This window comes from Streptomyces sp. NPDC031064, assembly GCF_055570965.1.
The window spans coordinates 288721-304321 of the sequence record NZ_JBVIGF010000007.1 but is presented as its reverse complement, the minus strand read 5'-3'; the positions used below and the strand labels follow the sequence as shown (position 1 = coordinate 304321).

General features: G+C 69.6%; 10 protein-coding genes. 4 read left to right on the top strand and 6 right to left on the bottom strand.

The genetic code is table 11. The features are described from left to right. Positions 1–100: 100 nt before the first annotated feature. The 6 genes from ACZ46W_RS25730 to ACZ46W_RS25705 all read right to left on the bottom strand — a co-directional run bounded on the left by ACZ46W_RS25730 (position 101) and on the right by ACZ46W_RS25705 (position 7098). Positions 101–1162 carry a PAC2 family protein gene (locus ACZ46W_RS25730; protein ID WP_468341832.1) on the bottom strand — a complete coding sequence of 354 codons (1062 nt, stop codon included), beginning with the start codon at positions 1160–1162 and terminating at the stop codon, positions 101–103. A gap of 168 nt (positions 1163–1330) precedes the next feature. Continuing rightward, positions 1331–2020: a FadR/GntR family transcriptional regulator gene (locus ACZ46W_RS25725; RefSeq protein WP_468341829.1), complete on the bottom strand. Its 690-nt coding sequence runs from the start codon at positions 2018–2020 to the stop codon at positions 1331–1333. Between the two features lie 109 nt (positions 2021–2129). Next, positions 2130–3740, bottom strand: coding sequence for a glycerol-3-phosphate dehydrogenase/oxidase (locus ACZ46W_RS25720; protein WP_468341827.1), 1611 nt, complete (start codon positions 3738–3740; stop codon positions 2130–2132). Positions 3741–3746: 6 nt separating this feature from the next. Further along, a complete protein-coding gene (gene glpK / locus ACZ46W_RS25715; protein WP_468341824.1) occupies positions 3747–5273 on the bottom strand; it encodes a glycerol kinase GlpK in 1527 nt (508 codons plus the stop codon). 32 nt (positions 5274–5305) lie between these two features. After that, positions 5306–6097 carry an MIP/aquaporin family protein gene (locus ACZ46W_RS25710; RefSeq protein WP_468341821.1) on the bottom strand — a complete coding sequence of 264 codons (792 nt, stop codon included), beginning with the start codon at positions 6095–6097 and terminating at the stop codon, positions 5306–5308. Positions 6098–6330: 233 nt separating this feature from the next. Next, the gene (locus ACZ46W_RS25705) at positions 6331–7098 is read right to left on the bottom strand and encodes an IclR family transcriptional regulator (RefSeq protein WP_468341818.1); all 768 of its coding nucleotides are present in this window, start codon (positions 7096–7098) and stop codon (positions 6331–6333) included. A gap of 235 nt (positions 7099–7333) precedes the next feature. On the opposite strand from ACZ46W_RS25705, the gene metH reads away from it, so the two are divergent. The 4 genes from metH (at position 7334) to ACZ46W_RS25685 (ending at position 15466) form a co-directional block, all read left to right on the top strand. Next, positions 7334–10864, top strand: coding sequence for a methionine synthase (gene metH, locus ACZ46W_RS25700; RefSeq protein ID WP_468341815.1), 3531 nt, complete (start codon positions 7334–7336; stop codon positions 10862–10864). 170 nt (positions 10865–11034) lie between these two features. Continuing rightward, entirely contained in the window at positions 11035–11736 is a 702-nt protein-coding gene (locus ACZ46W_RS25695) for an HAD family hydrolase (protein WP_468341812.1), read from the top strand. A 477-nt stretch (positions 11737–12213) separates the two neighbouring features. Then, positions 12214–13812, top strand: coding sequence for an ABC transporter substrate-binding protein (locus tag ACZ46W_RS25690; protein WP_468341809.1), 1599 nt, complete (start codon positions 12214–12216; stop codon positions 13810–13812). A 64-nt stretch (positions 13813–13876) separates the two neighbouring features. Then, complete coding sequence (locus tag ACZ46W_RS25685) at positions 13877–15466, top strand: ABC transporter substrate-binding protein (protein WP_468341806.1); 1590 nt, start codon at positions 13877–13879, stop codon at positions 15464–15466. Positions 15467–15601 lie beyond the last annotated feature (135 nt).

The following is a 15601-nucleotide window of genomic DNA, read 5'->3' as shown; positions in this document are numbered from 1 at the left end:
CCCTCCCCCCCCCCCCCCGCGGCTCCCCCCCCCCCCCCCCCCCCCCCACCCCCCCCGCCCCCCCCCCCCCCCCCCCCCCCCCCCCCGCTGCTGTGTGCCGTCAGTCCTCGGACGAATCCGGGGACCCGGAACCCGGGGAATCGGTGTCCGGGGAATCGGTGTCCGGGGAGTCCGGCTCCGAGGAGCCCGGCGGCTCCGGCGGCTCCTGGGAACCACCGTCATCCGCCTTCGGCGGCTTCGGCGGGCGCGTCCGGCCGCTCGACGTGTCGCGCAGGTAGGAGCTGTCGCCGAGCTCCGTCGCGTGCCCCTGCCCGCCCGGCCCGCCGTCCCGCCGCCGCAGGTACCGCTCGAACTCGCGGGCGATCGCCTCGCCCGACGCCTCCGGCAGCTCCGCGGTGTCCCGGGCCTCCTCCAGCGTCTGCACGTACTCCGCGACCTCGCTGTCCTCCGAGGCCAACTGGTCCACGCCGACCTGCCAGGCCCGCGCGTCCTCGGCCAGCTCACCCAGCGGGATGCGCAGGTCGATCAGGTCCTCCAGCCGGTTGAGCAGCGCCAGCGTCGCCTTGGGGTTCGGCGGCTGCGACACGTAGTGCGGTACCGCCGCCCACAGGCTCACCGCCGGCACGCCCGCGTGCGTGCAGGCCTCCTGAAGGATGCCGACGATGCCCGTCGGCCCTTCGTACCGGGTCTCCTCCAGGTCCATGGTGCGCGCCAGGTCCGGGTCCGACGTGACGCCGCTGACCGGCACCGGTCGGGTGTGCGGGGTGTCACCGAGCAGAGCGCCCAGGATCACCACCATCTCCACGCCCAACTCATGGGCGAAGCCGAGCAGCTCGTTGCAGAACGAGCGCCAGCGCATCGACGGCTCGATGCCGCGGACCAGCACGAGATCGCGCGGCTTGTCGCCGCCCACCCGGACCACCGACAGCCTGGTGGTGGGCCAGGTGATCTTCCGTACCCCGCCGTCCATGTACACCGTGGGCCGGTTGACCTGGAAGTCGTAGTAGTCCTCGGCGTCGAGCGCCGCGAACACCTCGCCCTTCCACTCCCGTTCCAGGTGCGCGACCGCGGTGGAGGCGGCGTCGCCGGCGTCGTTCCAGCCCTCGAACGCGGCCACCATGACCGGGTCGATCAGCTCGGGAACCCCCTCGAGCTCGATCACCCAGGCCTCCTTCCGAAGTTCCGTGCGTACGGACCAACCTTACGGCTTTCCGGGGCCCCGCCCGCAGCCCCCGTACACGTCCGAGTGCTGTACCGACCGGGAGCCACTACCCATGCCGACCGGCGTGAACACGACCGGAAACCGGCCGATTCATCCGAGCGCCGCCCGCTACGGCGCGCTCCGCAGCCACCGCTCGACGCCCGCCACATGCACCGTCGCCCAGGAGCGGGCCGCCTCCGCGTCGCGGTCGCGGAGCGCCGCCAGGATGGCACGGTGTTCGTCGAGCGCGTGGCCGACCGCGCCCTCCTTGGCGAGACCCCGCCAGATCCGGACCCGGGTCGCCGGGCCGGACAGGCCGTCCAGCAGCGAAACGAGCACCGTGTTCCCGGCGGCCCGGACGACGCGCCGGTGGAACTCCAGGTCGGCGGCGGCCAGTTCCTCCACCGACGCCTCGTCACCGGCAGCGCCCAGCGCGTCCAGCTCGTCCAGCCGGCCGGCCAGCTCGTCGAGCGCGGCCTCGCTGATCCGGCTCGCGGCCAGCCCGGTCGCGGCGGGCTCCAGCAGGCGGCGTACGGCGAGGAACTCCAGCGCCGTGTCGTCGCGGTGGAAGTCCACCACGAAGCCGAGCGCCTCCAGCAGCAGTTGCGGGTCGAGGCTGGTGACGTACGTGCCGTCCCCCTGACGGACGTCGAGGATGCGGATCAGCGACAGGGCGCGCACCGCCTCACGCAGGGAGTTGCGCGACAGGCCCAGCCCGGCGGCCAGTTCGCTCTCCTTGGGGAGCCGGTCGCCGGGGCGCAGCGTGCCCGAGACGATCATCGACTTGATCTTCTCGATCGCCTCGTCGGTCACGGCCATGGCGTCCCCCGGTGTCCACACATCCGATGTCTGAGCGTACAGCGAGGGCGGCCCGGGAAGGGCCGCCCTCGTCGAACCGCGGTCGAGCCTCTCGGACCGCTCCTGGCCGTCAGGCCTTCTTGCCGAGCATGTCCTCGACCTTGGCGCGGATCTCGTCCGTCGCCAGACCCCGGATCGTCAGGGTCGTGCGGCGGCGCAGCACGTCGTCCGCCGTCTCGGCCCACTCGTGGTCCCGGGCGTAGGCGACCTGCGCCCAGATCTCCGGCGCGTCCGGGTGGATGCGCTCGGCCAGCTCCGGGTTGTCGTTGGCCAGGCGCGCGATGTCGAAGGAGAGCGAGCCGTAGTGCGTGGCCAGGTGGCGGGCGGTGTCGGCGGCCATGCGCGGGCCGGGCGTACCGCCGTCGACGAGCAGCCGGTGGGCGACCGCGTTCGGGTTGGCTATGCCGGGCAGCGGGAGCTTCTTCGGCAGGGCCGAGATCGGCTCCATGTCCTCGCCGAGCGGGCCGCCGGGCAGCGACGCCAGCTTGTTCATCACCGTACGGCCGATGTGGCGGAAGGTCGTCCACTTGCCGCCGGCCACCGACAGCATGCCGCCGCGGCCCTCGGTGACGACCGTCTCGCGCTTGGCCTTGGAAGTGTCGCCGGGCCCGCCCGGCAGCACCCGCAGACCCGCGAAGGAGTACGTGATCAGGTCCCGGGAGAGCTGCTGGTCGCGGATGGAGAACGCGGCCTCGTCCAGGATCTGGGTGATGTCCTTCTCGTTGACCGCGACCTCGCCGGGGTCGCCCTCGTACTCCTCGTCGGTCGTACCGAGCAGCAGCATGTCCTCCCAGGGGAGGGCGAAGGTGATGCGGTACTTGTCGATCGGGGTGGCGAGCGCGGCCTTCCAGGGGGAGGTGCGCTTCAGGACGAGGTGCGCGCCCTTGGAGAGGCGGATGGAGGGGGCCGCGTTCGGGTCCTCCATCCGGCGCAGGTGGTCGACCCAGGGGCCGGTGGCGTTGAGCACCAGGCGGGCGTCGACGCCGAACTCGTCACCGCTGGTGCGGTCCCGGAGGTCCGCGCCGGTGACCCGGCCCTTGGTGAAGCGCAGTCCGGTGACCTCGGCGTGGTTGAGGACGGTGGCGCCGGCGTCGACGGCGGCGCGGACCGTCATCAGGGCCATGCGCGCGTCGTTCATCTGGTCGTCGCCGTACACGGCCACGGCCTTGAGGTTCTCGGTGCGCAGCTCCGGCACGTCCTGGGCGGCCTTGGCGGGGCTCAGCAGGTGGCCGACGCCGTCGCCGAAGGCGGAGAGCGCCGAGTACGCGAAGACGCCCGCGCCGAGCTTGGCGGCGCCGTGCGGGCCGCCCTTGTAGACCGGCAGGTAGAAGGTGAGCGGGTTCGCCAGGTGCGGGGCGACCTGGCGGGAGACCGCACGGCGCTCGAAGTGGTTCTCCGCGACCAGCTTCACCGCACCGGTCTGGAGGTAGCGCAGACCGCCGTGGAGCAGCTTGGAGGAGGCGGAGGAGGTGGCGCCGGCGAAGTCACCGGCGTCCACCAGGGCCACCCGCAGCCCGGACTGCGCGGCGTGCCAGGCCGTGGAGATGCCCAGGATGCCGCCGCCGATCACCAGGAGGTCGTAGGTGGCCTTGGAGAGCTGCTCCCGCGTCTGGGCACGGCTCGGCAGGGAACCGGCAGCCGGGTGCGTCCCGAGGGCGGGGACGCTCTGCAGGGTGGTCATGTCGATTTACTCCTCGTCCTCGATCCAGCCCATGGTCCGCTCGACGGCCTTGAGCCAGTTCTTGTACTCGCTGTCACGCTTGTCAGCGTCCATGCGGGGGGTCCACTCGGCGGCCCTGCGCCAGTTGGCGCGCAGCGCGTCGGTGTCGGGCCAGAAGCCGACGGCCAGGCCGGCGGCGTAGGCGGCGCCGAGGCAGGTGGTCTCGGCGACCATCGGGCGCACCACGGGGGCGTCCAGGAAGTCCGAGAGGGTCTGCATCAGCAGGTTGTTGGAGGTCATGCCGCCGTCGACCTTGAGCGCGGCCAGTTCGACGCCGGAGTCCTTCGTCATGGCGTCGGTGATCTCGCGGGTCTGCCAGGCGGTGGCCTCGAGCACGGCGCGCGCGATGTGCGCCTTGGTGACGTACCGGGTGAGGCCGGCGATCACACCGCGGGCGTCGGAGCGCCAGTACGGGGCGAAGAGGCCGGAGAAGGCCGGTACGAAGTACGCGCCGCCGTTGTCCTCGACCGAGGACGCGAGGGTCTCGATCTCGGCGGCGGAGTTGATCAGGCCCATCTGGTCGCGCATCCACTGCACCAGCGAGCCGGTGACGGCGATGGAGCCCTCCAGGGCGTACACCGGGGCCTGGTCGCCGATCTTGTAGCCGACGGTGGTGATCAGACCCGAGTACGAGTTGATGATCTTCTCGCCGGTGTTCAGCAGCAGGAAGGTGCCGGTGCCGTACGTCGACTTGGCCTCGCCCTCGGCGAAGCAGGTCTGGCCGAACAGGGCCGCCTGCTGGTCGCCGAGCGCGGAGGCGACCGGGACGCCGTCCAGGACGCCGCCCTTGACGTGGCCGTACACCTCGGCGGAGGAACGGATCTCCGGCAGCACGGCCGCCGGGACGTCCATGGACTCGAGGATCTTCTGGTCCCACTCCATGGTGTGCAGGTTCATCAGCATGGTGCGGGAGGCGTTGGTGACGTCGGTGACGTGGTGACCGCCCTCGACGCCGCCCGTCAGGTTCCAGATGACCCAGGAGTCCATGGTGCCGAAGAGGATCTCGCCGCGCTCGGCGCGCTCGCGCAGGCCCTCGACGTTGTCGAGCATCCAGCGGATCTTCGGGCCGGCGAAGTACGACGCGAGCGGCAGGCCGGTCTCGCGGCGGAAGCGGTCCTGGCCGACGTTGCGGCCGAGCTCCTTGCAGAGCGCGTCGGTGCGGGTGTCCTGCCAGACGATGGCGTTGTGGACGGGCTCACCGGTGTTCTTGTCCCACAGCAGCGTGGTCTCGCGCTGATTGGTGATGCCGATGGCCTTGACGTCGGCGGCGGTGATGCCCGCCTTGTCGATGGCGCCGGCGACGACTTCCTGGACGTTGGCCCAGATCTCGGCGGCGTCGTGCTCCACCCAGCCCGGCTTGGGGAAGATCTGCTCGTGCTCCTTCTGGTCGACGGAGACGATGCGTCCGTCGCGGTCGAAGACGATGCAGCGGCTGGAGGTGGTGCCCTGGTCGATGGCGGCGATGAAGGGGCCGGTGGTGTGTGCGTCGGTCACGGTTGCTCCCGTAAGTCGGTAAGAAGGACGGCTCAGGCGAACGCGATGTTGTAGATACCCGCGGCGAGGGCTCCGCCGATCAGCGGGCCGGCGACGGGAATCCAGGCGTAGCCCCAGTCGGAGCCGCCCTTGTTCGGCAGCGGGAGCAGGGCGTGCACGATGCGCGGGCCGAGGTCACGGGCCGGGTTGATGGCGTACCCGGTCGGGCCACCGAGCGAGAGGCCGATGCCGACCACGACGAGGGCGACCATCAGTCCGCCGAGGACACCGAGGCCCTTGCCGCTGTCGTTGAGGCCCTGGGTGAGGACCGCGAGGACGAGCACCAGGGTGCCGATGATCTCGGTGGCGAGGTTCTGCCAGACGTTACGGATCTCGGGGCCGGTCGAGAAGACGCCGAGGACGGGGCCGGCGTGGCTCTTGGCCTCGTCGTGGGGGCCCTCGATGGCCTTCTCGGCCGGGTCGCCCACGATCTCGCGGTCGGTCAGGTGCGCGTGGAACTGGCCGTAGTAGGCGATCCAGACCAGCGCCGCACCGATCATGGCGCCGAGGAGCTGGCCCGCGAAGTAGACGGGGACGTTCTTCCAGTCCCCGTCCTTGATCGCGATGCCGACCGTGACGGCGGGGTTCAGGTGCGCGCCGGACAGCGATCCCGTCATGTAGACGGCGGTCAGGACCGCGAAGCCCCACCCGAAGGTGATGGCCAGCCAGCCGGCGTTCTGCGCCTTCGAGCGCTTGAGTACGACGGCGGCGACCACGCCACCGCCGAGCAGGATGAGTACGGCGGTACCAATGATCTCGCCGATGAAGATGTCGGAGCTGGACACCCGCGACTCCTTTGTCCTTCGTCCAGGGGAAGGCGAACCCCGGGTCCCTCCGGTGGTCCGTGCCCTCGGTGAGGGCGATAACCGGCCTCCTGGCGTTGCCACACTCTAGCGTGTATTGCCGGTAGGTGTTCGACAATGCCGACCGATGAACGGCAGTTTTGCCCCCTCGTAAACGCGGCGTCAAGAGTTCTGTTGGCCGAAATGCGTTCGTTACCGATGATGCGCCGGAGGCGTCAGAAGCGCCCGGCGCCCAGGTCCCGGGAGACCGCGCGGGCACAGTCCCGCACCGCCGCGACCAGCTCGTGGCGCAGCTCCCCGCCGTCCCCGCAGACCCGCTCCACGGCGCCCGTGATGGCCACCGCCCCGACCGGCATCCGGCGCCGGTCATGGATGGGCGCGGCCACCGACGCCACGCCGTCCCAGGTCTCCTCCACGTCCGCCGCCCAGCCGCGGGCCCTGGTCATGTCCAGCACGGCCTCGAAGTCCTCCAGGTCCGTGATGGTGCGCGGCGTGAACGCCTCCCGCTCGACCTCAAGGGCCTCGGTGTGGGCCACCGGGTCGTACGCCGACAGCACCTTGCCCAGCGCCGTGGAGTGCAGCGGCTGCATCGCGCCGACCTCCAGTACCTGCCGGCTGTCGTCGGGCCGGAAGACGTGGTGCACGACGAGCACGCCGTGCTGGTGCAGCACCCCGAGGTGGACGCTCTCGCCGCTGGAGCGCGCCAGGTCGTCCGTCCAGACGAGGGCGCGGGCCCGCAGCTCGTGCACGTCGAGGTAGCTGTTGCCGAGCCGCAGCAGCTCGGCGCCGAGCTGGTAGCGGCCCGAGGCGGCGTCCTGCTCGACGAAGCCCTCCGCCTGGAGGGTGCGCAGGATGCCGTGCGCCGTGCCCTTCGCGAGGTCCAGCGACGACGCGATGTCCGACAGCCCGAGACGGCGCTCCCCACCGGCGAGCAGTCGCAGCATCGCCGCCGCACGTTCCAGCGACTGGATGTTCTTCGGCATCGCCCGGCCCTTCTCCCTCTGTTCGACAATGCTGAACACTATCGGTGGTTGCCGACCCTGAGCCACATCGAGGAAGCCCCCCGGAACCCGCGCGAACGGACGTCGCGGCCCCCAGCATGCCGTCCACCACCTGGAACGCAATGTCCACCCCGGCGGGTACGCGGTTACTCTGGCCCGGTGCGCCTTCCTCCGAAGACGCAAAGCCGACAGCCGTCGCACTCCAGGGAGCACAACCATGGCCTCGTTGCCGACCCCCTCCGCTGACAGCACCCAGAACACTGACAGCCGGACCCGAGCCGCAGCCCTTCGTCAGGCCCTCGCCACCCGTGTGGTGGTGGCCGACGGGGCCATGGGCACCATGCTCCAGGCGCAGGACCCCACCCTTGAGGACTTCCAGAACCTCGAAGGGTGCAACGAGATCCTCAACATCACCCGGCCGGACATCGTGCGGTCGGTGCACGAGGAGTACTTCGCGGTCGGTGTGGACTGTGTGGAGACGAACACCTTCGGTGCGAATTTCGCGGCGTTGGGGGAGTACGACATCCCGGAGCGGGTGTTCGAGCTGTCGGAGGCGGGCGCGCGGATCGCGCGTGAGGTGGCCGATGAGTTCACGGCTTCCACCGGTCAGCAGCGGTGGGTGCTGGGATCGATGGGTCCGGGGACGAAGCTGCCGACGCTGGGCCACGCCCCTTATGTGAAGCTGCGGGACGCGTACCAGCAGAACGCGGAGGGGATGATCGCGGGCGGTGCGGACGCGCTGCTGGTGGAGACCACGCAGGACCTGCTCCAGACCAAGGCGGCGGTTCTCGGCGCGCGCCGGGCTTTGGAGACCTCGGGTGTGGACCTGCCGCTGATCGTGTCCGTCACGGTCGAGACCACCGGCACCATGCTGCTGGGCTCGGAGATCGGTGCGGCGCTGACCGCGCTGGAGCCGCTGGGCATCGACATGATCGGCCTGAACTGCGCGACCGGTCCGGCCGAGATGAGCGAGCACCTGCGCTACCTGGCACGCCACTCCCGCATCCCGCTGTCGTGCATGCCCAACGCCGGCCTGCCGGTGCTGGGCAAGAACGGCGCGCATTATCCGCTGACGGCGCCCGAGCTGGCGGATGCGCAGGAGACGTTCGTGCGGGAGTACGGGCTGTCGCTGGTGGGTGGCTGTTGCGGTACCACCCCGGAGCACCTGCGCCAGGTCGTCGAGCGTGTCCGCGACCTCGCCCCGGCTCCGCGTGATCCGCGTCCGGAGCCGGGTGCCGCCTCGCTGTATCAGACGGTGCCGTTCCGGCAGGACACCTCGTACATGGCGATCGGTGAGCGGACGAACGCGAACGGGTCGAAGAAGTTCCGTGAGGCGATGCTGGAGGGTCGCTGGGACGACTGTGTGGAGATGGCCCGGGACCAGATCCGTGAGGGCGCCCACATGCTCGACCTGTGCGTGGACTACGTCGGTCGTGATGGTGTGGCGGACATGGAGGAGCTGGCGGGCCGCTTCGCCACCGCCTCGACGCTGCCGATCGTGCTGGACTCGACCGAGGTCGACGTCATCCGTGCGGGGCTGGAGAAGCTCGGCGGCCGCGCGGTGATCAACTCGGTGAACTACGAGGACGGCGACGGGCCGGAGTCCCGGTTCGCGAAGGTCACCGCGCTGGCCAAGGAGCACGGCGCCGCCCTGATCGCGCTGACCATCGACGAGGAGGGTCAGGCCCGTACCCCGGAGAAGAAGGTCGAGATCGCCGAGCGGCTGATCGAGGACCTGACCGGTAACTGGGGCATCCATGAGTCGGACATCCTCATCGACACCCTGACCTTCACCATCTGTACCGGTCAGGAGGAGTCCCGCAAGGACGGTATCGCCACCATCGAGGCGATCCGTGAGCTGAAGCGGCGTCACCCGGACGTGCAGACCACGCTGGGTCTGTCGAACATCTCCTTCGGCCTGAACCCGGCCGCCCGCATCCTGCTGAACTCCGTCTTCCTCGATGAGTGCGTGAAGGCGGGTCTGGACTCGGCGATCGTGCACGCGTCGAAGATCCTGCCGATCGCCCGGTTCAGCGAGGAAGAGGTGCGGACCGCCCTCGACCTGATCTACGACCGCCGCAGCGAGGGCTACGACCCGCTCCAGAAGCTGATGGCGCTGTTCGAGGGCGCCACGGCCAAGTCGCTGAAGGCGGGCAAGGCGGAGGAGCTGGCCGCGCTGCCGCTGGAGGAGCGGCTCAAGCGCCGCATCATCGACGGCGAGAAGAACGGCCTGGAGGCCGATCTCGACGAGGCCCTGCAGTCCCGTCCGGCGCTCGACATCGTCAACGACACCCTGCTCGACGGTATGAAGGTGGTCGGTGAGCTGTTCGGCTCGGGCCAGATGCAGTTGCCGTTCGTGCTCCAGTCGGCCGAGGTGATGAAGACGGCGGTCGCCTACCTCGAACCGCACATGGAGAAGTCGGACGACGAGGGCAAGGGCACCATCGTCCTGGCCACCGTCCGGGGCGACGTCCATGACATCGGCAAGAACCTCGTCGACATCATCCTGTCCAACAACGGCTACAACGTCGTCAACCTCGGCATCAAGCAGCCGGTTTCGGCCATTCTCGAAGCCGCTGACGAGCACAAGGCCGATGTGATCGGCATGTCGGGTCTCCTGGTCAAGTCGACCGTGATCATGAAGGAGAACCTGGAGGAGCTCAACCAGCGCGGCCTGGCCGCCGACTATCCCGTCATCCTCGGCGGGGCGGCCCTCACCCGGGCGTACGTCGAGCAGGACCTGCACGAGATCTACCAGGGCGAAGTGCGCTACGCCCGCGACGCGTTCGAGGGCCTGCGCCTGATGGACGCGCTGATCGCGGTCAAGCGCGGCGTCCCCGGCGCCACCCTCCCCGAGCTGAAACAGCGGCGCGTGCGCCCGGCCGCCGGTGCCGTGGTCGAGGAGCAGGCTCCCGAGAGCGGCGTCCGTTCCGACGTGACCACCGACAACCCCGTACCCACGCCGCCCTTCTGGGGCACCCGGGTCGTCAAGGGCATCCAGCTCAAGGAGTACGCCTCCTGGCTCGACGAGGGCGCCCTCTTCAAGGGCCAGTGGGGGCTCAAGCAGGCCCGCACCGGCGATGGACCGACGTACGAGGAGCTCGTCGAGACCGAGGGCAGGCCCCGGCTGCGCGGCTGGCTGGACCAGCTCCACACGCAGAACATGCTGGAGGCGGCGGTCGTTTACGGCTACTTCCCGTGCGTGTCCAAGGGCGACGACCTGATCATCCTCGACGACAGCGGCAACGAGCGCACCCGGTTCACCTTCCCGCGCCAGCGCCGTGGCCGCCGCCTGTGCCTGGCGGACTTCTTCCGCCCCGAGGAGTCCGGCGAGACCGATGTGGTCGGCCTCCAGGTCGTCACCGTCGGGTCGCGCATCGGCGAGGCCACCGCCGAGCTGTTCGCCTCCGACTCCTACCGCGACTACCTCGAACTGCACGGCCTGTCCGTCCAACTGGCCGAGGCCCTCGCCGAATACTGGCACGCGCGCGTACGCGCCGAGCTGGGCTTCGCGGCCGAGGACCCGGCCGACGTGGAGGACATGTTCGCGCTGAAGTACCGCGGCGCCCGGTTCTCGCTCGGCTACGGCGCCTGCCCGGACCTGGAGGACCGCGCCAAGATCGCCGACCTGCTCCGGCCGGAGCGGATCGGGGTGCACCTCTCCGAGGAGTTCCAGCTCCACCCCGAGCAGTCCACCGACGCCATCGTCATCCACCACCCCGAGGCGAAGTACTTCAACGCGCGCTAATCGACGGCGCGACGTACACTGGTCGGTCCAGTGCAGGCCGGTCGCTTTCCCACGGCGGAATCCGGGCGGAATCCCAGCGGAATTCGCTGGAACTTCCACCGGGCTCCCCACCGGGACTTCCCACCGGGGAGAGCGATCGGCCTTCTCGTCCCTCTATGGAGGTGTGCCGGATGACCAGTACGGTCCCCGCGTCCTTGACCCGCATGGCCGAGGGCTCCGCCCTTCAGGCGGTCTTCCTCGACATGGACGGGACGCTCGTCGACACCGAGGGGTTCTGGTGGGACGCGGAGGTCGAGGTATTCGGTGAGCTGGGTCACACCCTCGAAGAGTCATGGCGCGACGTGGTGGTCGGCGGGCCGATGACCCGCAGCGCCGGCTACCTCATCGAGGCCACCGGCGCCGACATCACCCTCGCCGAGCTGACCGTGCTGCTCAACGAGCGCTTCGAGGCGCGCATCGGCCGCGGCGTCCCCCTCATGCCGGGTGCCGAGCGGCTGCTCGCCGAGCTCGCCGCGCACAACGTCCCCACCGCGCTGGTCTCCGCCTCGCACCGCCGCATCATCGACCGCGTCCTGCACTCGCTCGGCCGCGACCGGTTCACGCTCACCGTGGCGGGCGACGAGGTGTCCCGTACGAAGCCGCACCCCGACCCGTACCTGCTGGCCGCGCGCGGGGTCGGTGCCGAGCCGGGCAGGTGCGCCGTCATCGAGGACACCGCGACCGGCGTGGCCGCCGCCGAGGCGGCGGGCTGCCGGGTGGTCGCCGTGCCGTCCGTCGCCCCCATCGCGCCGGCCGACGGCCGGGTGGTCGTGCGGTCGCTGGAAGAGATCGACCTCCGTTTTCTGCGCACATTGATCACGTCAATGAACTGATCGCGCACCCTGCGTGTGGCGGCGAATAGCGCCGAAAACCCAGCGCAGCGGAACATGCCTTTTCCGTGACTCCGGCAATGGTTTACGGAGTGAGCTTGGTCACTCAGCGTGGCATGGACCGCATGGCCGGAAACGCCCGCATGCCCGGAACGGCATGCTTCCGCCCTGCCCATGTGTCCGGATTCATGGACTCGTGTACGAATCATTCCAGCGCATAGCGATAGCCCCTGACGCATTACTGATCACTGTCTGATGTGGCCTCAACTCGGTCCCGTTCCTGCATGTGTGGCGTCGCCTACTAATCTCTAGCCGAGAACTTCGCCGCAGTTTCCGCGTGTCCCGTCCGGCCACCAAGCCCACGGGAACACAGGATCGATCGCTCTGTATCCCGGCCCGATCGCTCCGCCCCGACCGGGCGGACGCGGCGGAGTGTCCGTACGCCGCTGTACCCAGTGCCGGATGAGGAGAACGTCCAGAATGAACCGCAAGACCTTGGTGTTGCCGGCCGTGCTCGGCCTGCTCGCCCCCGTGCTCGTCGCATGCGGCGGCACGGACGGCGGCTCCGGTGGTGACGCCATCGTCGTCGGTACCACGGACCAGTTCGCCGCGACCGAGGACGCCTCCGCCCCCTTCGACCCGGCCTTCGCCTACGACACCGGCGTCTGGAACGTGCTCCGCCAGACCGTCCAGACCCTGATGCACGTGCCGCGCGGCGGTGGCGCCCCGGTGCCCGAGGCCGCCTCCCAGTGCGGCTTCACCGACCGGGCGAGCGAGAGCTACCGCTGCACCCTGCGGGACGGCCTGACCTTCGCCGACGGCACCCCGGTCACCGCCAAGGACGTGAAGTTCTCCATCGAGCGGGTCCTGGCCATCAAGTCGGACAACGGCGCGGCCGGCCTCCTGTCGAACATCGACACGATCGAGACCAAGGGTGACGACGAGGTCGTCTTCCACCTCAAGAGCCCGGACGCCACCTTCCCGTACAAGCTCTCCACCCCCGTCGCCGGCATCCTCAGCAGCGAGAAGTACGAGGCCAAGAAGCTCCGCGACGGCTTCCAGGTCGACGGCTCCGGCCCGTACACCATGAAGGCCGACGTCAGCGGCGACCGCGTCACCAAGGTCGTGTTCACCAGGAACGACCACTACAAGGGCGACATCAAGGTCCGCAACGACAAGGTCGTGCTGCGGTCCTTCGACGACGCCGCTGCCATGGGCAAGGCCCTGGAATCCGGCGACATCCACATGATGACCCGCACGATGTCGCCCGAGCAGGTCAAGGACCTCAACGACAATCCCAAGCCGGGCATCAGGATCACCGAGGTCCCCGGCCTGGAGATCCGCTACCTCGGCTTCAACACCGAAGACCCCTCCGTCAAGGACAAGGCGGTCCGCCAGGCCATGGCCGCCGTCGTCGACCGCAGCCGGATCGCCCAGACGGTGTACGGGGAGACCGCCACCCCGCTGTACTCGCTGATCCCCTCCAGCATCACCGCGCACACCAACTCCTTCTTCAACAAGTACGGCGAGCCGAACAGCAAGAAGGCCGCGGGCATCCTGCGGGACGCCGGCATCAACACCCCGGTGAAGCTGACGCTGCACTACACCAGCGACCACTACGGCACCGGCACCGCCAAGGAGTTCGCCGCGCTGCGCGACCAGCTCAACGCCACCGGACTCTTCGACGTCACCGTCGAAGGCGCCAAGTGGTCCGAGTTCCGCCCCGCACAGAAGCGCGGCGAGTACGCCGTGTACGGCCTCGGCTGGTTCCCCGACTTCCCGGACCCCGACAACTACATCGCGCCGTTCCTCGACGCGGACAACTTCCTGAACACCCCCTACGTCAACAGCGCCACGCGCAGCCGGCTCCTCCCCGAGTCGCGCCGCGCGGCAGACCGCAACGCCGCGTCGTCCGCCTTCGCGCAGATCCAGGACATCGTCGCCACCGACGTCCCTGTGCTGCCGTTGTGGCAGGGCAAGCAGTACGTCGCCGCCCGCGACGACGTGACCGGTGTGGAGTGGGCGCTGAACACCTCCTCGGACCTTCAGCTCTGGGAGCTGGCCCGAGGTATCGCCTGACCCTGCTGTACCCGGCCGGGCACTCGGGCTCGGCCGGCGATGAAGATCCAGAGGCAAGGTTCCTGTGAAGGCACACAACAAGTGGCTGACGGCCCCGCTCGCAGCGGGGCTTGCGGCCGCCCTGCTGAGCGGCTGCGGCGAGGAGAAGAGCGGCGGCGCCGGTGACTCCGGCGGCTCGGTGACCGTCGGCATGTCCGACGAAGTTCTGGCGACGGACCCCGCCGCCGGTTACGACCCGGGCTCGTGGCTGCTGTTCAACAACGTCTTCCAGTCCCTGCTCAGTTTCCCCAAGGGCGCCTCGGTGCCCCAGCCGGAGGCGGCCGACAAGTGCGGCTTCGACCAGGGCGGCAGCAAGGTCTACCGGTGCACGCTGCGTGACGGGCTGAAGTTCAGCAACGGCAACCCCCTCACCTCCGAGGACGTCAAGTTCTCCTTCGAGCGGGCGCTGAAGATCAACGACCCGGCAGGCCCCGCGCCGCTGCTCTCCACGATCGCCAAGATCGACACGCCGGACGACAAGACGGTCGTCTTCACCCTCAAGGTGCCCGACGCCACCTTCCCGAGCAAGATCGCTTCGGGTGCCGGTTCCATCGTCGACCACCGCGAGTACCAGGACGGGGCGTTGCGCACGGACGGCAAGGCCGTCGGCTCCGGCCCGTACAAGCTGGACTCGTTCAGTGACGGCGAGGCCGTCTTCTCGCCCAACCCCGAATACCAGGGCACGGCCAAGGTGAAGAACGGCGGCGTCAAGCTGAAGTTCTTCCACGGCGACCGCAAGGCGCTGGCCTCGGCCATGCAGAAGGGCGAGATCGACGTCGCGTACCGTGGCCTCGCCGCGGCGGACATCGCCGGGATCCAGGCGTCCGACACGTCGGCCGAGGCCGAGTTCGAGGTCATCGAGGGCTCCAGCGCCGAGGTGCAGCACCTGGTGTTCAACGTCGACGACCCGGTCGTCGGCAAGCTCGGCGTGCGCAAGGCCATCGCGTACCTCGTCGACCGCGACGCCCTCGTCGACAACATCCACCGGTCGACCGCCACCCCGCTGTACTCGATCATCCCGGCGGGGATCGTCGGCCACAACACGGCCTTCGTCAACGAGTACGGCGACCAGCCGCAGCGCGCCAAGGCCGAGCAGGCGCTGCGCTCCGCCGGTGTCGACGGCAAGGTGAAGCTCACCCTCTGGTCGACGCCCAGCCGTTACGGCCCCTCCACCGACGAGGAGCTCAAGGCGATCGCCAAGCAGCTCAACGACAGCGGACTGTTCGAGGCCACGGTCAAGTCCGTCGAGTTCGAGCAGTACGAGAAGGACATCAAGGCCGGCAAGTACGGCGTGTACGTGAAGGGCTGGGTGCCCGACTACCCGGACCCGGACAACTTCACGCAGCCGTTCTTCGGTGAGGGCAACGTCCTCAACAACAACTACGAGAACAAGAAGATCTCCGGCACGCTCATCCCGCGCACCGCCGCGACCGCCGACCGTACCGCCGCCGTCGAGGACTTCGGCAAGCTCCAGGACATGGTGGCCGAGGACCTGCCGGTCCTGCCGCTGTGGCAGGGCAAGCAGTACGCGGTCGCCCGCGACGGCGTCACGGGCCTGGAGTGGACGCTCGACGCGTCCACCGTCTTCCGCTTCTGGGAGATCAAGAAGGGCTGATCCGGCCGACACGAAAGCGGGGTGCCCGACCACCGGTCGGGCACCCCGCTTCTTTGTCTCCGGCTTCTTCTTCCGGCTGGGCAGTCCCCCCCCGCCCGCTCCCAGTTGCTCCCTCGCCCACTCGCCAGGTACCTC